The sequence below is a fragment of the Bradyrhizobium sp. YCK136 genome (genome assembly GCF_044570075.1).
Classification (GTDB): domain Bacteria; phylum Pseudomonadota; class Alphaproteobacteria; order Rhizobiales; family Xanthobacteraceae; genus Bradyrhizobium; species Bradyrhizobium diazoefficiens.
On the sequence record NZ_CP172424.1, the window covers coordinates 1,730,313 to 1,750,660 of the forward strand.

At 65.4% G+C, this 20,348-nt stretch carries 22 protein-coding genes; 15 read left to right on the top strand and 7 right to left on the bottom strand.

Features of this window, described 5'->3' with window-relative positions:
- Positions 1-6 precede the first annotated feature (6 nt).
- From ACFLEY_RS08180 to ACFLEY_RS08210, 7 genes are all read left to right on the top strand, one after another.
- The gene (locus ACFLEY_RS08180; protein ID WP_060908848.1) at positions 7-876 is read left to right on the top strand and encodes a metal ABC transporter permease; all 870 of its coding nucleotides are present in this window, start codon (positions 7-9) and stop codon (positions 874-876) included.
- A gap of 5 nt (positions 877-881) precedes the next feature.
- The gene (locus ACFLEY_RS08185; RefSeq protein WP_060908847.1) at positions 882-1,745 is read left to right on the top strand and encodes a metal ABC transporter substrate-binding protein; all 864 of its coding nucleotides are present in this window, start codon (positions 882-884) and stop codon (positions 1,743-1,745) included.
- Positions 1,746-1,799: 54 nt separating this feature from the next.
- Positions 1,800-2,840 carry a GTP-binding protein gene (locus ACFLEY_RS08190; RefSeq protein ID WP_060908846.1) on the top strand — a complete coding sequence of 347 codons (1,041 nt, stop codon included), beginning with the start codon at positions 1,800-1,802 and terminating at the stop codon, positions 2,838-2,840.
- Positions 2,840-3,859, top strand: a complete 1,020-nt coding sequence (locus ACFLEY_RS08195) for a WD40 repeat domain-containing protein (protein ID WP_211433882.1) — start codon at positions 2,840-2,842, stop codon at positions 3,857-3,859. The genes ACFLEY_RS08190 and ACFLEY_RS08195 overlap by 1 nt, the downstream gene beginning before the upstream one ends.
- A 30-nt stretch (positions 3,860-3,889) precedes the next feature.
- Complete coding sequence (locus ACFLEY_RS08200) at positions 3,890-4,606, top strand: MgtC/SapB family protein (RefSeq protein WP_011090491.1); 717 nt, start codon at positions 3,890-3,892, stop codon at positions 4,604-4,606.
- Between the two features lie 101 nt (positions 4,607-4,707).
- Complete coding sequence (locus ACFLEY_RS08205) at positions 4,708-5,040, top strand: hypothetical protein (protein WP_060912695.1); 333 nt, start codon at positions 4,708-4,710, stop codon at positions 5,038-5,040.
- Between the two features lie 115 nt (positions 5,041-5,155).
- Positions 5,156-5,896, top strand: coding sequence for an acetoacetate decarboxylase (locus ACFLEY_RS08210; RefSeq protein WP_028173848.1), 741 nt, complete (start codon positions 5,156-5,158; stop codon positions 5,894-5,896).
- A gap of 133 nt (positions 5,897-6,029) precedes the next feature.
- On the opposite strand, the gene ACFLEY_RS08215 is transcribed toward ACFLEY_RS08210, so the two are convergent.
- The 5 genes from ACFLEY_RS08215 to ACFLEY_RS08235 all read right to left on the bottom strand — a co-directional run bounded on the left by ACFLEY_RS08215 (position 6,030) and on the right by ACFLEY_RS08235 (position 10,800).
- A complete protein-coding gene (locus ACFLEY_RS08215) occupies positions 6,030-7,472 on the bottom strand; it encodes a homospermidine synthase (protein WP_211433883.1) in 1,443 nt (480 codons plus the stop codon).
- A 48-nt stretch (positions 7,473-7,520) separates the two neighbouring features.
- Positions 7,521-7,910 (bottom strand): RidA family protein, encoded by a 390-nt coding sequence (locus ACFLEY_RS08220; protein WP_011090486.1) that lies wholly within the window; start codon positions 7,908-7,910, stop codon positions 7,521-7,523.
- Positions 7,911-8,009: 99 nt separating this feature from the next.
- Positions 8,010-8,597, bottom strand: a complete 588-nt coding sequence (locus ACFLEY_RS08225; protein ID WP_211433884.1) for a GNAT family N-acetyltransferase — start codon at positions 8,595-8,597, stop codon at positions 8,010-8,012.
- 133 nt (positions 8,598-8,730) lie between these two features.
- On the bottom strand, positions 8,731-9,873 hold the full coding sequence (locus ACFLEY_RS08230) for a type III PLP-dependent enzyme (RefSeq protein WP_011090484.1): 1,143 nt from the start codon (positions 9,871-9,873) through the stop codon (positions 8,731-8,733).
- A 675-nt stretch (positions 9,874-10,548) separates the two neighbouring features.
- Positions 10,549-10,800 carry a hypothetical protein gene (locus ACFLEY_RS08235; protein ID WP_011090482.1) on the bottom strand — a complete coding sequence of 84 codons (252 nt, stop codon included), beginning with the start codon at positions 10,798-10,800 and terminating at the stop codon, positions 10,549-10,551.
- Between the two features lie 138 nt (positions 10,801-10,938).
- Here ACFLEY_RS08235 and ACFLEY_RS08240 point away from each other — a divergent pair, with 138 nt between their 5' ends.
- The 3 genes from ACFLEY_RS08240 to ACFLEY_RS08250 are packed head-to-tail and all read left to right on the top strand — an operon-like array spanning position 10,939 to position 14,767.
- Positions 10,939-13,020 carry a M3 family metallopeptidase gene (locus ACFLEY_RS08240; RefSeq protein ID WP_211433885.1) on the top strand — a complete coding sequence of 694 codons (2,082 nt, stop codon included), beginning with the start codon at positions 10,939-10,941 and terminating at the stop codon, positions 13,018-13,020.
- The gene (locus tag ACFLEY_RS08245) at positions 13,020-13,658 is read left to right on the top strand and encodes a DUF1007 family protein (RefSeq protein ID WP_011090480.1); all 639 of its coding nucleotides are present in this window, start codon (positions 13,020-13,022) and stop codon (positions 13,656-13,658) included. The genes ACFLEY_RS08240 and ACFLEY_RS08245 overlap by 1 nt, the downstream gene beginning before the upstream one ends.
- Positions 13,649-14,767, top strand: coding sequence for a nickel/cobalt transporter (locus ACFLEY_RS08250; RefSeq protein WP_060908843.1), 1,119 nt, complete (start codon positions 13,649-13,651; stop codon positions 14,765-14,767). Before ACFLEY_RS08245 ends, ACFLEY_RS08250 begins: the two co-directional genes overlap by 10 nt.
- A 124-nt stretch (positions 14,768-14,891) precedes the next feature.
- On the opposite strand, the gene ACFLEY_RS08255 is transcribed toward ACFLEY_RS08250, so the two are convergent.
- The gene (locus ACFLEY_RS08255) at positions 14,892-15,290 is read right to left on the bottom strand and encodes an MAPEG family protein (protein WP_011090478.1); all 399 of its coding nucleotides are present in this window, start codon (positions 15,288-15,290) and stop codon (positions 14,892-14,894) included.
- Between the two features lie 82 nt (positions 15,291-15,372).
- Between ACFLEY_RS08255 and hemH the strand changes: the two genes are divergently transcribed.
- The 4 genes from hemH (at position 15,373) to ACFLEY_RS08275 (ending at position 19,153) form a co-directional block, all read left to right on the top strand.
- Entirely contained in the window at positions 15,373-16,410 is a 1,038-nt protein-coding gene (gene hemH, locus ACFLEY_RS08260; protein ID WP_060908842.1) for a ferrochelatase, read from the top strand.
- A 26-nt stretch (positions 16,411-16,436) separates the two neighbouring features.
- Positions 16,437-17,414, top strand: coding sequence for an ABC transporter substrate-binding protein (locus tag ACFLEY_RS08265; RefSeq protein ID WP_060912694.1), 978 nt, complete (start codon positions 16,437-16,439; stop codon positions 17,412-17,414).
- Between the two features lie 230 nt (positions 17,415-17,644).
- The gene (locus ACFLEY_RS08270; RefSeq protein ID WP_011090475.1) at positions 17,645-18,649 is read left to right on the top strand and encodes an SPFH domain-containing protein; all 1,005 of its coding nucleotides are present in this window, start codon (positions 17,645-17,647) and stop codon (positions 18,647-18,649) included.
- A gap of 60 nt (positions 18,650-18,709) precedes the next feature.
- On the top strand, positions 18,710-19,153 hold the full coding sequence (locus ACFLEY_RS08275) for an NfeD family protein (RefSeq protein WP_011090474.1): 444 nt from the start codon (positions 18,710-18,712) through the stop codon (positions 19,151-19,153).
- A gap of 130 nt (positions 19,154-19,283) precedes the next feature.
- Here ACFLEY_RS08275 and ACFLEY_RS08280 read toward each other — a convergent pair whose 3' ends face one another.
- Positions 19,284-19,658, bottom strand: a complete 375-nt coding sequence (locus tag ACFLEY_RS08280) for a helix-turn-helix domain-containing protein (protein WP_060908841.1) — start codon at positions 19,656-19,658, stop codon at positions 19,284-19,286.
- Between the two features lie 72 nt (positions 19,659-19,730).
- Here ACFLEY_RS08280 and ACFLEY_RS08285 point away from each other — a divergent pair, with 72 nt between their 5' ends.
- Entirely contained in the window at positions 19,731-20,282 is a 552-nt protein-coding gene (locus ACFLEY_RS08285; protein ID WP_060908840.1) for a carboxymuconolactone decarboxylase family protein, read from the top strand.
- The last annotated feature ends 66 nt before the right edge of the window (positions 20,283-20,348 follow it).

The following is a 20,348-nucleotide window of genomic DNA, read 5'->3' on the forward strand; positions in this document are numbered from 1 at the left end:
CCGCAAATGCTCCATGACGCGCTGATCGGTCCGTTCACCGAATTTGAGTTCATGCGGCGCGCGCTTGCCGCCGTGATCGCGCTGTCGCTCGCGGGCGCGCCGATCGGCGTATTCCTGATGCTGCGACGGATGAGCCTCGTCGGCGATGCCATGGCGCATGCGATCCTGCCGGGCGCGGCGGTCGGCTTCCTGCTCTCCGGTCTCAATCTGTTTGCAATGACGGCCGGCGGCCTGTTCGCGGGCTTTGCGGTCGCGATCCTCGCCGGTGTGGTCGCGCGCTCGACCGGGCTGAAGGAGGACGCGTCGCTCGCGACCTTCTACCTGGCCTCGCTGGCGCTGGGGGTGACCATCGTCTCGATCAAGGGCACCAATATCGACCTGCTGCACGTGCTGTTCGGCAACATCCTCGCGATGGACGACCAGACGCTGCTGGTGGTCGCCTTCAACGCCACGGTGACGCTGCTGGTGCTCGCCGTGATCTACCGCCCGCTGGTGATCGAGAGTGTCGATCCGCTGTTCCTGCGCACTGTCAGCCGGGCCGGGGGGCCTGCGCATCTCGCTTTCCTCGCGCTCGTCGTGATCAACCTCGTCAACGGCTTTCAGGCGCTCGGCACGCTGCTCGCGGTGGGGCTGATGATCCTGCCGGCCGGCATCGCGCGGTTCTGGTCGCGCGATCTCACTGTCATGATCTGCATCGCGGTCGTCGCTGCCGCGGTCTCGGGCTATGCCGGCCTCGTGCTGTCGTTCCAGACCCGCGTGCCGTCGGGGCCTGCGATCATTCTGGTCGCGACCGTGCTCTACATCGTCTCGGTGCTGTTCGGCCGGGTCGGCGGTATCGTCCGGCAGCTGTTTCCCGGCCGGCATCTGGAAGCGTGACCGCAATGCGCTTCCTTCTGCTCCTTGCCTTGCTGCTGACCGCCTCGCCGCTGCATGCCGCGGAACGGCTCAACGTCGTCACGAGCTTCTCGATCCTCGGCGATTTCGTCCGCAACGTCGGCGGCGACCGGGTCAGCGTCACCACGCTGGTCGGCCCCGACAGCGACGTCCATGTCTACACTCCGGCGCCAAGCGATGCGAAGCGGATCGCGGACGCAAAGTTCGTTGTCGTCAATGGGCTCGGCCTCGAGGGCTGGCTGCCGCGCCTCGTGCAATCCTCCGGCAGCAAGGCAACGGTCGTCACCGCCAGCGCCGGCATCACGCCCCTGAAGCTTGGCTCGGCTGCCGATCCGCATGCCTGGCAGTCCGTCCCCAACGCCAAGGTTTACGTGACGGATATCGCCAACGCGCTGGCCGCGGCCGATCCCGAGGACGCGGAGTTCTTCCGCGCCCAGGCCAAGGCCTATCTGGAAAAGCTCGAAGCGCTCGACCGCGAGGTGCGCGAGGCCGTTGCGAAAATTCCGCCCGAGCGGCGCAAGGTGATCTCCACCCATGACGCCTTCGGCTATTTCGCCGCCGAATACGGTATCCAGTTCATCGCGCCGCTCGGCGTCTCCACCGAAACCGAGCCCAGCGCACGGGACATCGCCGCCATCATCGGCCAGATCAAAGGCCAGAAGATCCCGGCGGTATTCTTGGAGAATATCAGCGACGACCGCCTGATCCGGCGGATCGCGGCCGAGACCGGGGCAAAGGTCGGCGGGACCTTGATTTCGGACGGTTTGACGGGTGAAAAGGGGTCCGCACCCACTTACATTGACATGGTCAGGCACAATATAAAGGCCCTGACCAGCGCGCTTGACCACTAGGGCAGGGGCCACCCCGCCTCGCGTCGCGCGAAAGAGCCCGACCCCGGAGTAGTTATGTCTGAAGCGACCTCCCAGAAAATTCCCGTGACCGTCCTGACCGGCTATCTCGGCGCCGGCAAGACAACGCTTTTGAACCGCATCCTTTCGGAAAACCACGGCAAGAAATACGCCGTCATCGTCAACGAGTTCGGCGAGATAGGCATCGACAACGACCTCATCATCGGCGCCGATGAGGAAGTGTTCGAGATGAACAATGGCTGCATCTGCTGCACCGTGCGCGGCGACCTCGTGCGCATCATGGACGGGCTGATGAAGCGCAAGGGCAAGTTCGACGCCATCATCGTCGAGACCACCGGCCTTGCCGATCCGGCGCCGGTGGCCCAGACCTTCTTCGTCGACGAGGACGTGCAGAAGAACGCGCGCCTCGACGCGGTCGTGACGGTCGCCGACGCCAAATGGCTGTCCGACCGTCTGAAGGACGCGCCCGAGGCCAAGAACCAGATCGCCTTTGCCGACGTCATCGTGCTGAACAAGACCGACCTCGTCACCAAGGGTGAGCTCGCCGAGGTCGAGGCCCGCATCCGCGCCATCAACCCCTATGCGAAACTCCACCGCACCGAGCGCTGCTCGGTGGCGCTGGCCGACGTGCTCGACCGCGGCGCGTTCGACCTCGACCGCATCCTCGACATCGAGCCGGACTTTTTGGAGGCCGACGATCATGACCACGACCATGATCATCACCACCACGGCCACGACCATCATCATCACGGCCACGGCCTGAAGCACTATCACGACGAGGACATGCAATCGCTGTCGCTCAAGACCGACAAGCCGCTCGACCCGAACATGTTCATGCCCTGGCTCCAGAACCTGGTGCAGGTCGAGGGCGGCAAGATCCTGCGCTCCAAGGGCATCCTCGCATTCCACGACGACGATGACCGCTACGTCTTCCAGGGCGTCCACATGATGCTGGAGGGCAACCACCAGCGGAAATGGAAGGACGGCGAGCCGCGCGAGAGCCGTCTCGTCTTCATCGGCCGCGAATTGCCGGAAGAGGCCATCCGCAAGGGTTTTGAGAGCTGCATCGTCTCGTGATGAAAGAGTTTACGCCCGCCCCCGATTCCGCCTCGATCGTCTCCGTCACCGACCGCGTCAAGCCGGTCGCGCTCGGCATGGGCGTGACGTCGGTGCATTTCCTCGGTGACCGCGCCGCCTTCGTCGGCGGCGAGGAGAACGTCGCGTTCGTCGATAGCCAGGGCGAGATCACCACCGTCGCCGTCCACGGCGGCGGCATTCTCTCGACCGCGTCTGACGGCAAGCGCCTCGTCATGGGCGGCGACGACGGCAAGGTCGTGTCGCTCGATGCCAAGGGCGAGGTGACGTTGCTCGCCACCGACCCCAAGCGCCGCTGGATCGACGCGGTGGCGCTGCACGCGGACGGGGCCTTCGCCTGGTCCGCCGGCAAGACGGCGACCGTCAAGAGCGGCAAGACCGAGGAGAAGTCGCTCGAGGTGCCCTCGACCGTCGGCGGGCTTGCGTTCGCGCCGAAGGGCCTTCGGCTCGCGATTGCGCATTACAACGGCGCGACGCTGTGGTTTCCGAACATGGCGGCATCAGCCGAATTCCTGCCCTGGGCCGGCTCGCATCACGCGGTGACCTTCAGCCCGGACAACAAATTCCTGGTCACCGCGATGCACGAACCGGCGCTGTACGGCTGGCGGCTGGCCGATAACCGCCACATGCGCATGACCGGCTATCCCGGCCGCGTTCGCTCGATGTCCTGGAGCGCGGGCGGCAAGGCGCTTGCGACCTCGGGCGCCGATACCGTCATCCTGTGGCCGTTCGGCAGCAAGGACGGCCCGATGGGCAAGGAGCCCGCGATGCTCGCGCCGCTGCAGGCGCGCGTCTCGGTCGTCGCCTGCCATCCCAAGAACGACATCCTCGCCGCCGGTTACAGCGACGGCACCGTGCTGATGGTGCGGCTGGAGGACGGCGCCGAGATCCTGGTCCGCCGCAATGGCACACCGCCGGTGGCGGCGCTCGCCTGGAACGCCAAGGGCACGCTGCTGGCGTTTGCGGATGAAAATGGGGACGGCGGCCTGCTGGAGCTTTGAACTGTCATCGTTCCGGCCGTATACGGGCTCATGCGGTTTCTGACGACGTTCCAGATTGCTGATTTCGCCGACACGCTGGTCAGCCTGTTCACGGCCTTCGTGCTGGGCACGCTGATCGGCGCCGAGCGGCAGTATCGCCAGCGCACCGCGGGCCTGCGCACCAACGTGCTGGTCGCGGTGGGTGCGGCCGCCTTCGTCGATCTCGCCATGCACCTGACCGGCGCCGACGGCGCGGTGCGCGTGATCTCCTACGTCGTCTCCGGCATCGGCTTCCTCGGCGCCGGCGTTATCATGAAGCAGGGCATGGACGTGCGCGGGCTCAACACCGCGGCGACGCTGTGGGCCTCGGCCGCGGTCGGCTCCTGCGCCGGCGCCGACATGGTCGCGCAGGCGGCCGCGCTGACCGTGTTCGTCATCGCCGGCAACACCATGCTGCGCCCGCTGGTCAACGCCATCAACCGCATTCCGCTGAATGAGAAGACTTCGGAGGCGACCTACTATTTCAAGCTCGCGGTGGCGGCGGATGCCTTGCCCGACATGCGCGACCGGCTGGTCGAGAAGCTCGAGGGCGCAAAATATCCGGTGGCCGATATCGACGTGGTCGAGACCGGGGACGATCTGATCGAGATCGTCGCAAAGCTGGTCGCGACCGCGGTCGATCCGAACGAGCTGAACGCGGTGGCGACCGATCTTCAGCACCTGCCGGGCGTGCGCCACGCCACCTGGGAAGTCAGCACAACGGACTGAGGGCGGCGTTTTGGCGCGCAAGCGTGCGGTTCCAGCCTTGCCCGGCACGGAACCGCAGTCGGGCCATTTCGTTGATCCCACGGACAAAGGCGGTGATCGACATGCCCGGCCCAAATGACAAGCGCAGACTGAAATTCGACCTGATGATCGCCTGCTCGCTGTTTGCAGCCGGCGTCGTGGTGTCAGGCCTGTCGCTGGCGCAAATCCGCGCCGAGAGCCGGATGCAGACGGCGCAGGCGACAGGGCCGCTCCAGGGCACGCCGTCCGACGATCAGAGCAAGACTCCGGCTGAATCAAAGCCCGGCGGAGACCGGCCGACCACACCGGCGCCCGAGCCCGCGCGCCCCGATCCGCAGACGCAAGGCGCAGCCACCAAGCCGGCACTGCCGGCGGCGCCCGCGGAGAAGATCGCGCCGCCGATCAGGGAGAAGTAGCCCGACGGCCGGCATATTGTGACGCGCATTTGACGACCGATGCTAATTATACGATCTCGCATCGGCAGGCGGCCCGATCCATAATCCGTCACGCCAACGACAGATGGGGCCTCCCATGAAGATCGAAGACGTCCGCCGCACCGCTTATTCGATGCCGCTCACCAATCCGGCATTTCCGCCGGGGCCATATCGCTTCTTCGACCGCGAATATTTCATCATCACCTACAGGACCGATCCCGAAGCCCTCGCCACCATCGTGCCCGAGCCGCTTGAGGTGGCGGAGCCGTTGGTGAAATACGAATTCATTCGCATGCCAGACTCGACCGGATTCGGCGACTACACCGAAACCGGGCAGGTGATCCCGGTCCGCTTCAAGGGCGAGGAGGGCGGCTACACCCACGCGATGTATCTGGACGACGAGGCCCCGATCGCCGGCGGCCGCGAGTTGTGGGGCTTTCCGAAGAAGCTCGCGAGGCCCAAGATCGAGGTCGAGAGCGACGTCCTGGTCGGCTCGCTGCATTACGGCTCGGTACTCTGCGCTTCGGCCACGATGGGTTACAAGCACCGCAAGGTCGACCACGACACGGTGCTGAAGTCGATGGCGTCGCCGAACTTCATCCTGAAGATCATCCCGCATGTCGACGGCAGCCCGCGGATCTGCGAGCTGGTGCGCTTTCATCTCGATGACGTCGTGCTGAAGGAAGCGTGGACTGGCCCTGCCGCACTCGGCCTGTTTCCCCACGCACTCTGCGACGTCGCCCGCCTGCCGGTGCGCGAGGTGATCTCGGCGCTGCATTTCAAAGCGGACCTGACGCTCGGGCTCGGCAGCGTGGCGTTCGATTACATGGCCAAGTAACGAACGTCATTCCGGGGCATCGCGCCAGCGATGAATTATGGTGCGCACTCGCGCACCTGAGAATCTCTTGCTAGGAACTTCGAGATCCCGGGTCTGCGCGCCTGGCGCGCATCCCGGGATGACCCCTTCGGGGTCAACGCACCAGAATATTCCGGAACTGCCAGGGATCGCTGGTATCGATATCTTCCGGAAACAGTCCTGGACGGTCCGTCAGCGGCGTCCAGTCGGTGTAGAAACCCTTCACCGGACCGAGATAGGGCAGCTGGATTTCCAGCAGGCGATCGAAATCCATCTCGTCGGCTTCGACGATGCCCTCGTTCGGGTTTTCCAGCGCCCACACCATGCCGCCGAGCACGGCGGAGGTCACTTGCAGGCCGGTGGCGTTCTGATAGGGCGCCAGTTTGCGGGTCTCCTCGATGGAGAGCTGCGAGCCGTACCAGTAGGCATTGTTGTCATGGCCGAACAGCAGCACGCCGAGCTCGTCGATGCCGTCGACGATTTCGTTCTCATCGAGGATGTAGTGCTTTTCCTGCATCTTCGCGGCGCGGCCGAACATCTCATGCAGCGACAGAACGGCATCGTCAGCCGGATGATAGGCGTAGTGGCAGGTCGGCCGATAGACCGCCTTGCCCGAGGCGTCACGCACCGTGAAGTAATCGGCGATCGAGATCGACTCGTTGTGGGTGACGAGGAAGCCGTACTGCGCGCCGCGGGTCGGGCACCAGGTGCGCACGCGCGTGTTGGCGCCGGGCTGCATCAGATAGATGGCGGCGCCGCAGCCGGCTTCGTGGGTCCGCGCATTCTCGGGCATCCATTTTTCATGGGTGCCCCAGCCGAGCTCGGACGGCTGCACGCCTTCCGACAGGAAGCCTTCCACCGACCAGGTGTTGACGAAGACGTCAGGCTCTTTCGGCTTCTTGGAGCGCTGGGTGTCGCGTTCGGCGATGTGGATGCCCTTGATGCCGGCCTGCCGCATCAGGTCCGCCCATTCGGCCTTGGTCTTCGGCTTGGGGGCATTGAGCTTCAGGTCGGCGGCGACATTGAGCAGCGCCTGCTTGACGAAGAAGGACACCATGCCGGGATTGGCGCCGCAGCAGGAGACGGCCGTGGTCGAGCCCGCCGGGCGCGCCTTCTTGGCGGCCAGCGTCACTTCGCGCAGGGCGTAGTTGGAGCGCGCTTCCGGGCCCTTCGACGAATCGAAATAGAAGCCGAGCCAGGGCTCGTTGACGGTATCGATATAAAGAGCGCCGAGTTCGTTGCAGAGCTCCATGATGTCCGTCGAGCCGGTATCGACCGAGAGATTGACGCAAAAGCCCTGGCCGCCGCCTTCGGTGAGCAGCGGGGCCAGCAACTCGCGATAATTGTCCTTGGTCACGCCCTTCTGGATGAAGCGGACATTGTGCTTCTCGCAATGTGCCTTGCGGCCCTCGTCCTTGGGATCGATCACGGTGACGCGCGACTTGTCGTAGTCGAGATGCCGCTCGATCAGCGGCAGCGTGCCTTTGCCGATGGAGCCGAAGCCGACCATGACGATGGGACCAGTGATCTTCGCGTAGATTTGCGAGGCGGGGCTCATGGGATGGTTTCTCCGGAACGTGCTGACGGACAAAGGGTGAGGGGTGGATCAGGCGCTGCGGCGCTTGGCGGTCGCTTCGATCTCGACCTTCATCTCGGGCTTGTAGAGCGCCGAGACGACGAGGAGCGTTGCCGCCGGGCGGATGTCGCCGAGGACTTCGCCGCAAACGGCAAAGTGCGCGTCTGCATCCTTGATGTCGGTGAGGTAGTAGGTCACGCGGACGATGTCGGCCATCTCGAAACCGCCCTCCTTCAGGGCAGCTTCGATGGTCTTGAAGCAGTTGCGTGACTGGCTCGTGACATCGGCCGGCATCGTCATCGTGGTGTAGTCATAGCCGGTGGTTCCCGCGACGAAGGCGAAGTCGCCGTCGACCACGGCGCGGCTGTAGCCGGCGGTCTTCTCGAACGGGGAGCCGGTGGAGATCAGGCGACGGGACATGGGTTCGGCCTCGACTGAAAGAGGTGTTTCGCGGGGTTAAAGGGTGTTTCCGGGGCCTGCGCTCACTGCAGCTTCGGTCGTCGCCATCATGGCAATCCCTTAGGCCGCGTGCGCCTGGAGGGGGCGAACTACCCTCCGTTTGGCCAGGGCCGCGCCGGTCGGGACGATCATCCCCTCGGCGCGATCCAGCGCACCGGTCTGGAATTCGATCGCCAGCAGGCGGTCTCGCTCGAACGGGCCGGGCAGCATCAGCGCGCCGGTCCTCTCGGCTGAGAAGCCGAAACGCGCATAGTAGGGGGCATCGCCAAGCAGGATCACGGCGGCATGCCCGCGCGCCCGGGCGGCGGCCAGCGCTTGTTGCATCAGCGCGGCGCCGATCCCGAGCTCGCGGCAGGCAGGGTCCACCGCCTGCGGTCCGAGGACCAGAGCGGGCCTGCCTCCGGCGCTGACGTGCCACAGCCGCACGGTTCCCACGAGCGTCCCCTCGCGCACAGCCGACAGGGCAAGGCCTGCGGCAGGTGCACTTCCGTCGCGCAGGCGCTGGCAGGTGCGGCCATGGCGGTTCTCGCCAAAGCTGGCATCGAGCAGCGCTTCACGGGCGGCGACGTCGGCAGCACGCTCCGCACGGATCGCGAACGGAGCGGCTTTCGAAGTGAGGGCGATCTGTGGCTTCCGAAAAGCAGTCATGGCGCGTCAGTCCCCGCTTGAACCGACATGCGATCAGCACGCCGGCTCAAGACGTCGTCAGAAATCAGAAATGTGAGGGGGGGAGCCGGCAAGCCGGCTCCCGGGTTCGTCAGGCCTCAGACAGAGAGGCGGATCAGATGTGGTAGGTCTTCAGCGGCGGGATACCGTTGAACGCCACCGACGAGTAGGTCGACGTATAGGCCCCGGTGCCTTCGATCAGCACCTTGTCGCCGATCTCGAGCGTCACCGGGAGCGGATACGGGTTCTTCTCGTACAGCACGTCGGCGCTGTCGCAGGTGGGTCCCGCGAGCACGCACGGCGTCATGTCCGCGCCGTCATGGGCGGTGCGGATGGCGTAGCGGATCGACTCGTCCATGGTCTCGGCCAGGCCGCCGAACTTGCCGATGTCGAGATAGACCCAGCGCACCTCGTCCTCGTCGCTCTTCTTCGAGATGAGCACGACCTCGGACTCGATGATGCCGGCGTTGCCCACCATGCCGCGGCCCGGCTCGATGATGGTCTCCGGGATCTGGTTGCCGAAGTGCTTGCGCAGCGCGCGGAAGATCGAGCGGCCGTAGGTCACCACCGGCGGCACGTCCTTCAGGTACTTGGTCGGGAAGCCGCCGCCCATGTTGACCATGGAGAGGTTGATGCCGCGCTCGGCACAGTCGCGGAACACCTGCGAGGCCATCGCCAGCGCACGGTCCCACGCCTTCACCTTGCGCTGCTGCGAGCCGACATGGAAGGAGATGCCGCACGGCTCCAGGCCCAGGCGCTTGGCGACGTCCAGCACGTCGACGGCCATCTCCGGGTCGCAGCCGAACTTGCGCGACAGCGGCCACTCGGCGCCGGCGCAGTCATAGAGGATGCGGCAGAACACCTTCGCGCCGGGAGCGGCACGGGCGATCTTCTCGACCTCGGCGGCGCAATCGACCGCGAACAGCCGAATGCCGAGCGCGAAGGCGCGTGCGATGTCGCGCTCCTTCTTGATCGTGTTGCCGAAGGAGATGCGGTCGGGCGTAGCGCCGGCGGCCAGCGCCATCTCGATCTCGGCGACGGTCGCGGTGTCGAAGCAGGAGCCCATGGAGGCGAGCAGGGCCAGCACTTCCGGCGCCGGATTCGCCTTGACGGCATAGAACACGCGGCTGTCGGGCAGCGCCTTGGAAAAGGTCTGGTAATTGTCGCGCACGACCTCGAGGTCGACGACGAGGCACGGCTCGGTGTCCCGGCCCTCGCTGCGGCGGTTGCGCAGGAATTCCTGAATACGTTCGGTCATAGCACTCTCCCAAACGGCCCAGCGACGGGGATCCGTTCAAAAAATGACGTCGGATAAGAGCGCTCTGGCCGGATTGCGCGATGGAGGCGCAACGAAGCCAAAAGACTCAAACCAGACTGTGCTGCCGTGGATTGGTTGGGAATTTCCCGCCCGCACACCTGGCAATGAAGGACAAGCCTTTTCAGTAGCCCGCGCCGGCGTTGGACTGCCGGTAGAGACCAAAAAAGCCCGATCCGTCGTTGCTTTAAGTCGCGTCCCCCGTTGAGAGCGGGGTGCGCCGGTTCGCCTCCGGCTGCCAGTCACGGTTGCAAAGAGTGAAGTCACCTTCGACATGGCATCTCTTGAGAGAGATGCTGGACGCTCCGGGTTTGCTTCGTCGTCCGACCTTTCGGTCTTTTGACTTCCGCACTTCCGAAGAGCCCCTCGGCTTCTTCACCCCTTGGCGGCTGTCCGGCCTCTTGTCCGGATACCTACCGACTGACACACGACCACAGGCACGTGCGAAATTGGGCAAGAGCGCACATAAGCGTTTTGACTCTGCTTCGCAACAATTTTTTTAGGCTGAGAACAGATTTGCCTAACATCTGCTTGCGCAGTGTTGCGCGAGCGACGCGGAAGATGAACGCGCGTTAAGTTTTCAAGCTTGCGCGCGTGTCTCTCTCGCGCGAGCGAGCGTCAGCCGCGCTTCGTGAAGGGCTCGACGCGCTGCGCTGCGCGGACGAACGCGGTCATCACCAGCACGCCGAGTGCGAACAGCACGGCCTGGAGGATGTGCGCGCCCTGATCGCCTAAACCGAACAGGATCGCGAGCGCCCAGCCGCCGGCAAAGGCCGCGCCGAACACCTCCGCGCCGATCAGGATGGCGGCGCTGATGACGGTGATGACGCTGGGCCAGACGATCTGGCGGGAGGAGGAAGGCGCGTTCATGGGGCTCAGGGATCCCTAGTCTTCGAGGGCCGCAATCTCTCCGAAAAGGCGGGCGGGAGCAAGGCCAAATGGCCCAAAAAAGCCCGATCGCGTGCTATAGCTGGCCGCAACAAACCAGCTCGAAAACCGGGACTTGCGATGTCAGAAACCCGCCAAACTACGGACCCAGAGACCAACCCGCTGCTGAAGGCCTGGGTGACGCCGTTCGCGACCCCGCCCTTCGACGAGATCACGCCGGAGCACTTCCTGCCGGCCTTCGAGCAGGCCTTCGCCGACCATTCCGCCGAGATCGCGGCGATCACCAACGACCCGGCCGCGCCCGACTTCGCCAACACCATCACGGCGCTGGAGCGCTCGGGCAAGCTGCTGAGCAAGGTGGCGGCGGTGTTCTATGACCTCGTCTCGGCGCATTCCAACCCGGCCATCCTGGAGATCGACAAGGAGGTTTCCTTGCGGATGGCGCGGCACTGGAATCCGATCATGATGAACGCCGTGCTGTTTGGTCGCATCGCCCAGCTGCATGAGAACCGCGCCAATCTGGGTCTTTCGCCCGAACAGCTCCGCCTGCTGGAGCGCACCTATACCCGCTTCCACCGCGCCGGCGCCGGCCTCTCCGAGGAGGCCAAGACGCGGATGGCCGAGATCAACGAGAGGCTCGCCCAGCTCGGCACCGGCTTCAGCCATCATCTGCTCGGCGACGAGCAGGAATGGTTCATGGAGCTAGGGGAGGCCGACCGCCAGGGCCTGCCGGAGAGCTTCGTTGCCAGCGCCAAGGCTGCGGCGGAAGAGCGCGGCATGGCCGGCAAGGCCATCGTCACGCTGTCGCGCTCGTCGGTCGAATCGTTCCTGAAGAGCGCAGGCCGACGCGACCTGCGCGAGAAGGTCTACAAGGCCTTCACCGCGCGCGGCGACAACGGCAACGCCAACGACAACAATACGACCATCGTCGAGATCCTGAAGCTGCGCGAGGAGAGCGCGAACCTGCTGGGCTATCCGACCTACGCCGCCTACCGGCTCGAGGACTCCATGGCCAAGACGCCGGAAGCGGTGCGGGGGCTGCTCGAGCGGGTCTGGAAGCCGGCGCGCGCCCGGGCGCTCGCCGATCGCGACGAGATGCAGACGCTGATCACGGAAGAGGGCGGCAATTTCAAGCTCGCACCGTGGGACTGGCGCTTCTACGCCGAAAAGCTCCGCCTTCAGCGGGCCAATTTCGACGACGCTGCGATCAAGCCGTATCTCGCGCTCGACCACATGATCGCCGCCGCCTTCGACTGCGCCACGCGCCTGTTCGGCATCACCTTCGAGGAGCGCAAGGACGTGCCGGTCTGGCACCCGGACGTCCGGGTCTGGGAGGTGAAGGGGCGGGACGGCAAGCACAAGGCGCTGTTCTATGGCGACTACTTCGCCCGGCCGTCGAAGCGCTCCGGCGCCTGGATGACCTCGCTGCGCGACCAGCAGAAGCTCGACGGCGACGTCGCGCCGCTCGTTCTCAATATCTGCAATTTTGCCAAGGGGGCCGGCGGCGAGCCCTCGCTGCTGTCGCCTGACGACGCCCGCACCCTGTTCCACGAGTTCGGCCACGGCCTGCACGGCATGCTGTCCAACGTGACCTATCCGTCGCTGTCGGGCACCTCCGTGTTCACCGACTTCGTCGAGCTGCCGTCGCAGCTCTACGAGCACTGGCAGGAACGGCCCGAGGTGCTCCAGCAATTCGCCCGCCACTACCAGACCGGCGAGCCGCTGCCGGACGACCTGCTCCAGCGCTTCCTCGCTGCGCGAAAATTCAACCAGGGCTTTGCCACGGTCGAGTTCGTCTCCTCGGCGCTGGTGGACCTCGAATTCCACACCCAGCCGGCCGCGGCGGCCAGCGATGTACGGGCCTTCGAGAAGAAGGAGCTGGAGAAGATCGGCATGCCCGAGGAGATCGCGCTGCGTCATCGGCCGACGCAATTCGGTCACATCTTCACCGGCGACCACTATGCCGCCGGATATTACAGCTACATGTGGTCGGAGGTGATGGACGCCGACGCCTTCGGCGCGTTCGAGGAGGCCGGCGACATCTTCGATCCAGCCGTCGCAAAACGTCTGCATGACGACATCTACTCCTCGGGCGGATCGGTCGATCCGGAGGCCGCCTATGAGGCCTTCCGCGGCCGCCCGCCGGAGCCCGACGCACTGCTCCGCCGCCGCGGCCTGCTCGACGACGCCAAGGCGGCCTGATGGGTATGCGCGCCCTGCTCGGTCTGTTGCTCGCCGCCGTCCTCACGCTCGCGGCGGGTGCGGCGCGCGCGCATCCGCATGTCTGGATCACCGCGACCAGCGAGCTGCTTTACGCCGCGGACGGCAGCATCACCGGCGTCCGCCACGCCTGGACCTTCGACGATATGTTCTCGGCCTATGCCGTGCAGGGGCTCGAGAGCAAGACCAAGGGCGCCTATACGCGCGAGGAGCTCGGGCCGCTGGCGCAGACCAATGTCGAGTCGCTGAAGGAATATGCCTACTTCACCTTCGCGCGAGCGGACGGCAAGAAGGAGCGATTCCAAGAGCCGGTCGACTACTTCCTCGACTACAAGGATACGGTGCTGACCCTGCACTTCACGCTGCCGCTGAAGAACCCGGTCAAGCCCAAGCAACTGGTGCTCGAAGTGTTCGACCGTTCCTTCTTCATCGACTTCCAGATGGCCAAGGACAATCCGGTCAAGCTGGTCGGCGCGCCCGCCGGCTGCCAGATGAAGCTGGACCGGCCGAACGACGGCTCGGCCACCGCCCAGAAGCTCAACGAGCAGACCTTCCTGAACGGCGAGAACAGCAATTTCGGCATGATGTTCGCCAACAAGATCACGGTGGATTGCCCTTGACCGGTCGCCTGCATTCGCCGCTTGCCCGCGGGCTGCTCGCCTGTGCTGCGGTTGTCGTCGTGCTCGGCGTGGCCGATGCCGCGCTTCACGATCTCCTCGCGCAAAATCCGTTCGGCGCACCGAAACCCGCGCAGGCGGCCGAGCCCGAGGCCAGCGGCCTCATCGGCTGGCTATTGGCAAAACAGTCGGAATTCTATCGCCAGATGTCGGCGACCATCCGCGCCGCCAAGTCCGACGGTTCGGCGGTGTGGACGCTGCTCTTCATCTCGTTTGCCTATGGCATCTTCCATGCCGCCGGCCCCGGCCACGGCAAGGCGGTGATCGCCTCCTATCTCGTCGCCAACCGCGAGACCGCGCGGCGCGGCATCGCGCTCTCGTTTGCCTCGGCCCTGATGCAGTCGGTGGTCGCGGTCCTGATCGTCGGCATCTCGGCCTGGATCCTGAATGCGACGGCCAAGACCATGTGCAAGGCCGAAGGCGTGATCGAGATCGCGAGCTACGGCCTGATCGCGCTGTTCGGCCTGCGGCTGGTCTGGGTCAAAGGCGGCGCCTTCATCCGCGCGCTTCAGGCGACCCAGCCGGTGCCGGCGATCGCAGGCGTGCCGCAGCACCATGATCACGGCCATCACCACCATCGTGAGGCGCATGATCATCATGATCACGATCACCATGATCATGGTCACGCCCATCACGATCACGGGCACGACCACGTCCACGACGAGCATTGCGGCCATTCCCACGGCCCGGCGCCGAGCGAGCTGGCCGGGCCCGGCGGCTGGCGGCGCGGTTTTGCCGCGATCCTGACCGTCGGCATCCGCCCCTGCTCGGGCGCGATCCTGGTGCTGGTGTTCGCGCTCGCCCAGGGCCTGTTCTGGGCCGGCATCGCCGCGACCTTCCTGATGGGGCTCGGCACCGCGATCACGGTCGCGGCGATTGCCGTCGTCGCCGTCTCCGCCAAGGACATTGCCGCCCGCCTGAGCGCAGGGCGCGACGGCGGCGGCGCACTATTCATGCGCGGCATCGAATTCGGCGCCGCAGGTCTCGTGCTGCTGTTCGGCGTCGGCCTGTTGTTCGGCTACATCGCCGCCGAACGGACGACGTGTTTTTGAGCGGAGCACTTCGCTCCATCCGGGCTACGATCAACTATCACCGTCGTCCTTCGAGGCTCACCCCACGGTGCTTCGCACCGCGGGGCTCGCACCTCAGGATGACGGGTTGAAGGGCGCGCGCCCCTCACACCGGCAAGAACCGCTTCAGCATCGGCATGAAGAAGATCACGAGATTGATCGCGAAGCCGATGCTCCAGAGGATCGAGCGCAGCGTCGGGCGGTTGCCGAGATAGGTCAGCACGTAGGCGATCCGCACGATCAGGAACAGCACCGCGAGCTCGTCGATCAGCCGCTGCGGCGAGTCCCTGAATTCGGCGAGCAGCACCGCGAAGGCGAAGAACGGAAAGGTCTCGATGCCGTTCTGGTGGGCGCCGAGCGCGCGCTGCGCGATGGCGTCCTCATAGAAGGCGGGATCGCGCGGCCGGGAATTGTCGAACCCGCGAAACCGGATCCATTTGATCGAGGCGATCGTCGCAAGGTAGAGCAGCAGCGCTCCGAATACGCACCATTCCGCGAGTGTCATCTTCCCTCCCCCGCTTGGGTGCGACCCTAGCGAAACCGGGCTCATCTTGACAAGTTCGGTGCAACGCGCGACGCAACTGATCATGTCGACCGCCGCTCCCAACGAGACCACACAGCCAACCGTCCAGTCCGGCCAGAAGCGGGTCGGCGTGCTCCTGGTCAATCTCGGCACGCCCGATACGGCCGATGCGCCGGGGGTGCGGGTCTATCTCAAGGAATTCCTCTCGGACGCCCGGGTCATCGAGGACCAGGGCCTGGTCTGGAAGGTGGTGCTGAACGGGATCATCCTGCGCAGCCGTCCCCGCACCAAGGCGCTCGACTACCAGAAGATCTGGAACAACGAGAAGAACGAGTCGCCACTGAAGACCATCACGCGGTCGCAAAGCGACAAGCTCGCCGCCGCGCTGTCGGATCGCGATCATGTCGTGGTGGACTGGGCGATGCGCTACGGCAATCCCTCGATCAAGTCGGGCATCGACGCGCTGATCGCGGCGGGATGCGACCGCATCCTCGCGGTCCCGCTTTATCCGCAATATTCCGCCTCGACCTCGGCGACCGTCTGCGACGAGGTGTTCCGCGTGCTCGCCCGCCTGCGTGCGCAGCCGACGCTGCGGGTGACGCCGCCGTACTACGAGGACGAGGCCTATATCGAGGCGCTCGCCGTCTCGATCGAGACGCATCTGGCAACCCTGCCGTTCAAGCCGGAGCTGATCGTCGCCTCCTTCCACGGCATGCCGAAATCCTATGTCGACAAGGGCGATCCCTATCAGGAGCATTGCATCGCCACGACCGAGGCGCTGCGCCGCCGGCTCGGCGTGAACGCATCAAAATTGCTGCTGACCTTCCAGTCGCGCTTCGGCAATGACGAGTGGCTCCAGCCCTACACCGACAAGACGATGGAGCGGCTCGCGAAAGAGGGCGTGCGCCGCATCGCGGTGGTGACGCCGGGTTTTGCCGCCGACTGCCTGGAGACGCTGGAGGAGATCGCGCAGGAGAATGCCGAGATCTTCAAGCACAATGGCGGCGAGCAGTTTTCCGCGATCCCCTGCCTCAACGACAGCGAACCCGGCATGGACGTGATCCGCACCCTGGTGCTGCGCGAGCTCCAGGGCTGGATATAGTGAGCCTGGATCTGATGGTTCGCCCGGTGAACCGCCGCGCGTGTCTGGCGCTTCTTGGGACGATCGTCGTGCTGCCGGCTTCGGCACAGGCGCAGAAGGCGAATGCGACGCGGCGGCTCGGCGTGCTCTCGGTCACGGCCGCCGACGATGCGATCGGGCAGACGCGCAGCGCCATCCTGGTCGAGGCGCTCGCCGCCCATGGCTGGAAAGAGCACGGCAATCTCAGGATCGACTGGCGCAGCGGCGCCGGCGACCGGGCGCGGATCGCCGGGCTCGCCGACGAGCTGATCGCGCTCAAGCCCGACATCCTGCTCGCGGTCGGCACGCCCTCGGTCGAAGAGCTGCGCCGGCGCACCGCGACGATCCCGATCGTGTTCGCCGTGGTGACCGATCCCGTCAGCCAGGGCTTCGTCCAGAACCTCGCCCATCCCGGCGGCAACATCACCGGCTTCACCGATTACGACGGCCCGCTGGCCGGCAAATGGCTGGAGATGCTGACGCAAGTGACGCCGAAAGTGTCCCGCGTCTTCGTCGTCTACAATCCCGCCACCGCGCCGTTCGCTGCCCTCATGCTGCGCACGATCGAGGACGCCGCACTGACGCTTCACGTGACGGTCGAGCCCGCGCCGGTCCATGACGCAGCCTCGATCGCGGCGCTGGCCTTCCGCAAAGACGGCGGCCTGCTGATCCTGCCTGATTTCTTCACCATGGCCAACCGCGCGCATCTGCTCGCGGCGATCGCCGAGGCGCGCGTGCCTGCGGTGTTCTGGAGCCGCACCTTCGTCGACGAGGGCGGGCTGATGTCCTACAGCACCGACAGCGCCGAGCAGCTCCGCCGTGCCGCGGGCTACATCGATCGCATCCTGAAGGGCGCGCAGGCAGCCGACCTGCCGGTGCAGAACCCCACCAAGTTCGAGCTCGCGGTCAACCTCAAGGCCGCCAAGGCGCTTGGCGTCACCATTCCCCCAGGCTTGCTCGCAACCGCGAACGACGTCATCGAATAAAGTCGTCCGTGACGGACGACATGTCCGGATTCGTTAACTTTCGCCGCTAGGTCTGCGCCCGGACGCTTTCAAGAGCCTTTCGGAAATACATATCGTGACCGTTTCCGCCCGAGTTCGTCTTGTGCAGAATCGTCCGAATGCCGACGTGAATCGTAACCGCTGAAGCAGTAAGGTCGCGTTCCCGACCAATGACAGCGCGGGAAAGGGCTTTTTCCCGCCTTGGAGGAAATATGAGCGGTTTCGACATTTTCGCGATTGTTCTGGTTTTGCTCGTCATCGTCACGCTGATTGCCGGCGTGAAGACCGTCCCGCAGGGCTATGACTGGACCATCGAGCGGTTCGGCAAGTACACCCAGACGCTGAGCCCCGGGCTCAACCTGATCGTGCCCTATTTCGATCGCGTCGGGCGCAAGATCAACATGATGGAGCAGGTGATCGACATTCCCGAGCAGGAGGTGATCACCAAGGACAACGCCACCGTGACGGTGGACGGCGTCGCCTTCTACCAGGTGTTCGACGCCGCCAAGGCGAGCTACGAGGTCTCCAATCTGACCCAGGCCATCACGGTCCTGACCATGACCAACATCCGCTCGGTGATGGGCGCGATGGATCTCGACCAGGTGCTGTCGCATCGCGACGAGATCAACGAGCGCCTGTTGCGCGTCGTCGATGCGGCGGTCTCGCCCTGGGGCCTGAAGGTCAACCGCATCGAGATCAAGGACATCGTGCCGCCCGCCGATCTCGTCGAGGCGATGGGCCGCCAGATGAAGGCGGAGCGCGTCAAGCGCGCCGACATTCTGGCCGCCGAAGGCCAGCGGCAGTCGGAGATCCTGCGCGCGGAAGGCGCCAAGCAGGGCCAGATCCTCCAGGCCGAGGGCCGCAAGGAAGCCGCGTTCCGCGACGCCGAGGCCCGCGAGCGGTCCGCGGAGGCCGAGGCCAAGGCGACGCAGATGGTCAGTGAAGCCATCGCCAAGGGCGACGTCGCGGCGTTGAACTATTTTATCGCCGACAAATATATCAAGGCGTTCGGCCAGTTCGCGGACTCGCCGAACCAGAAGATCATCATGCTGCCGATCGAAGCCACCAGCATGCTAGGCTCGCTCGCCGGCATCGGCGAGATCGCCAAGGCCACGTTCGGCGAGAGCGCCGCGTCCGCGGCCGCCGCCGCGCGCCGTCCGGGCTCAGTGCCTCCGACCGGCAGTACGCCGCCGGCGGTGCCGCCGCGGCAGGGATAGTCACCGGCGTATGACGCGGTTCTTTTGAAAACGGCATGCGTCAATATTCAGAGGCGTATCATGACCGACACGTTCGTATCGCTCGGCACCTGGAACTGGCTGATCTTTGCCTTCATCCTGATGGCGCTGGAGACGATCGCACCGGGCGTATTCCTGTTCTGGCTCGGGCTCGCCGCTTTGCTGGTGGGCCTGATCTCGTTCGCCGTTCATCTGTCCTGGCAGACTCAGCTCGTGATGTTCGCGATCTTCGCCGCCGCCGCCGTTCCGGTGTGGCGCCGGCTCGCCCGGCCGAGGCCCGATGCAAGCGCAAGCCCCTTCCTCAACAAGCGCACCGAGGCGCTGCTCGGCCGTGAGTTCACGCTGGAGAAGCCGATCGTCGACGGCAACGGCACCATGCGCATCGGCGACACGGTCTGGCGCGTCGCAGGTCCCGATACGCCGGCCGGGACGCGCGTGAAGGTGGTGCAGGTGGACGGCGTGAATCTGACGGTGGCGGTGGCGTGAGGATTCTTCGCCTCTCCCCGCTTGCGGGGAGAGGCCGGATTGCATCGCAGATGCAATCCGGGTGAGGGGGGACTCTCCGCGAGTCCGTCTCTCACCGTTTGCGCGGAGGCTCCCCCTCACCCCAACGCTCTCAGCGCGAGCGAAGCTCGTCGCGGCCCCGCTTGCGGGGAGAGGGGGAAGAGCCCTTCCACCTCTCCGCGAACCTGTGCAGCGGCATGAACGTCTCGCACAAGTCCCGCCCGAGCGGCGTCAGCCCATAGCCTCCGCCTTCGCCGAGCTCCACGAACCCCGCCTCGCGCAAATCGTCCAGCCGCGCTTGCAGCACCGTGGGCGAAGCCTCGTCGCACGCCGTGCGCAATGCGCGGGAGGTGAGGGGTTCCTCGCGCAACTCCCACAGGATACGCAAGGTCCAGCGCCGGCCGAGCAGGTCGAGCAGCGCCATGATCGGCCGTCCGGTGCGCGAGCCGCGGACGTTGCGTGTTGTCGAACCGGCCTGTTTCGCCATCGTCGTCCTCTTGCGTCGCGCTACAGATAGTGTAGCGTATCGCTGCGACAATTGTAGCAACGGAGACGGCCGATGTCCCGGGCCATACCGCGCATTGCGCCGCTCGCGCCGCCTTATCCCCCGGAGATCCAGGCGCAGTTCGACCGCATCATGCGCGGCGCGCCGCCGCTGGTGCTGTTCCGGGTGATGGCGGGCCACGGCCGCGCCTGGGACAAGTTTCGCGCCGGCGGGCTGCTCGATCCCGGGCCGCTGTCCCTGCGCCAGCGCGAGATCGTGATCGACCGCACCTGCGCGCTGAGCAAATGCGAATACGAATGGGGCGTGCATGTCGCGGTCTTTGCCGGGCCGGCGCGCCTCACGGAGGAGGAGGTCCGCGCGACCGTAGAGGGCGATGCGACATCAGCCTGCTGGTCACTGGACGAGCAGGCGCTGATTGCCGCCGTCGATGCGCTGCATCACCGCGCGACGTTCACCGACGCGGAATTCGCCGCGCTCGCGGCGCATTACGACGAGGCGCAGATTCTGGAGATCATGCTGCTGTGCGGCTTCTATCGCACGGTGTCGTATCTGGCGAACGGCTTGCGGCTGCCGCTGGAGGAGAAGGCGGCGCAGTTTCCGGCGTAGCCCTCGCTGTCATTCCGGGGCACGCGAAGCGTGAACCCGGAATCTCGAGATTCCGGGTTCGATGCT

What these genes read in the sequence shown, in the direction of transcription:
- ACFLEY_RS08180 (WP_060908848.1), top strand. Translation starts at nt 7, where the DNA reads ATGCTCCATGACGCGCTGATCGGTCCGTTCACCGAATTTGAGTTCATG.
- ACFLEY_RS08185 (WP_060908847.1), top strand. Translation starts at nt 882, where the DNA reads ATGCGCTTCCTTCTGCTCCTTGCCTTGCTGCTGACCGCCTCGCCGCTG.
- ACFLEY_RS08190 (WP_060908846.1), top strand. Translation starts at nt 1,800, where the DNA reads ATGTCTGAAGCGACCTCCCAGAAAATTCCCGTGACCGTCCTGACCGGC.
- ACFLEY_RS08195 (WP_211433882.1), top strand. Translation starts at nt 2,840, where the DNA reads ATGAAAGAGTTTACGCCCGCCCCCGATTCCGCCTCGATCGTCTCCGTC.
- ACFLEY_RS08200 (WP_011090491.1), top strand. Translation starts at nt 3,890, where the DNA reads ATGCGGTTTCTGACGACGTTCCAGATTGCTGATTTCGCCGACACGCTG.
- ACFLEY_RS08205 (WP_060912695.1), top strand. Translation starts at nt 4,708, where the DNA reads ATGCCCGGCCCAAATGACAAGCGCAGACTGAAATTCGACCTGATGATC.
- ACFLEY_RS08210 (WP_028173848.1), top strand. Translation starts at nt 5,156, where the DNA reads ATGAAGATCGAAGACGTCCGCCGCACCGCTTATTCGATGCCGCTCACC.
- ACFLEY_RS08215 (WP_211433883.1), bottom strand. Translation starts at nt 7,472, where the DNA reads ATGAGCCCCGCCTCGCAAATCTACGCGAAGATCACTGGTCCCATCGTC.
- ACFLEY_RS08220 (WP_011090486.1), bottom strand. Translation starts at nt 7,910, where the DNA reads ATGTCCCGTCGCCTGATCTCCACCGGCTCCCCGTTCGAGAAGACCGCC.
- ACFLEY_RS08225 (WP_211433884.1), bottom strand. Translation starts at nt 8,597, where the DNA reads ATGACTGCTTTTCGGAAGCCACAGATCGCCCTCACTTCGAAAGCCGCT.
- ACFLEY_RS08230 (WP_011090484.1), bottom strand. Translation starts at nt 9,873, where the DNA reads ATGACCGAACGTATTCAGGAATTCCTGCGCAACCGCCGCAGCGAGGGC.
- ACFLEY_RS08235 (WP_011090482.1), bottom strand. Translation starts at nt 10,800, where the DNA reads ATGAACGCGCCTTCCTCCTCCCGCCAGATCGTCTGGCCCAGCGTCATC.
- ACFLEY_RS08240 (WP_211433885.1), top strand. Translation starts at nt 10,939, where the DNA reads ATGTCAGAAACCCGCCAAACTACGGACCCAGAGACCAACCCGCTGCTG.
- ACFLEY_RS08245 (WP_011090480.1), top strand. Translation starts at nt 13,020, where the DNA reads ATGGGTATGCGCGCCCTGCTCGGTCTGTTGCTCGCCGCCGTCCTCACG.
- ACFLEY_RS08255 (WP_011090478.1), bottom strand. Translation starts at nt 15,290, where the DNA reads ATGACACTCGCGGAATGGTGCGTATTCGGAGCGCTGCTGCTCTACCTT.
- hemH (WP_060908842.1), top strand. Translation starts at nt 15,373, where the DNA reads ATGTCGACCGCCGCTCCCAACGAGACCACACAGCCAACCGTCCAGTCC.
- ACFLEY_RS08270 (WP_011090475.1), top strand. Translation starts at nt 17,645, where the DNA reads ATGAGCGGTTTCGACATTTTCGCGATTGTTCTGGTTTTGCTCGTCATC.
- ACFLEY_RS08275 (WP_011090474.1), top strand. Translation starts at nt 18,710, where the DNA reads ATGACCGACACGTTCGTATCGCTCGGCACCTGGAACTGGCTGATCTTT.
- ACFLEY_RS08280 (WP_060908841.1), bottom strand. Translation starts at nt 19,658, where the DNA reads ATGGCGAAACAGGCCGGTTCGACAACACGCAACGTCCGCGGCTCGCGC.
- ACFLEY_RS08285 (WP_060908840.1), top strand. Translation starts at nt 19,731, where the DNA reads ATGTCCCGGGCCATACCGCGCATTGCGCCGCTCGCGCCGCCTTATCCC.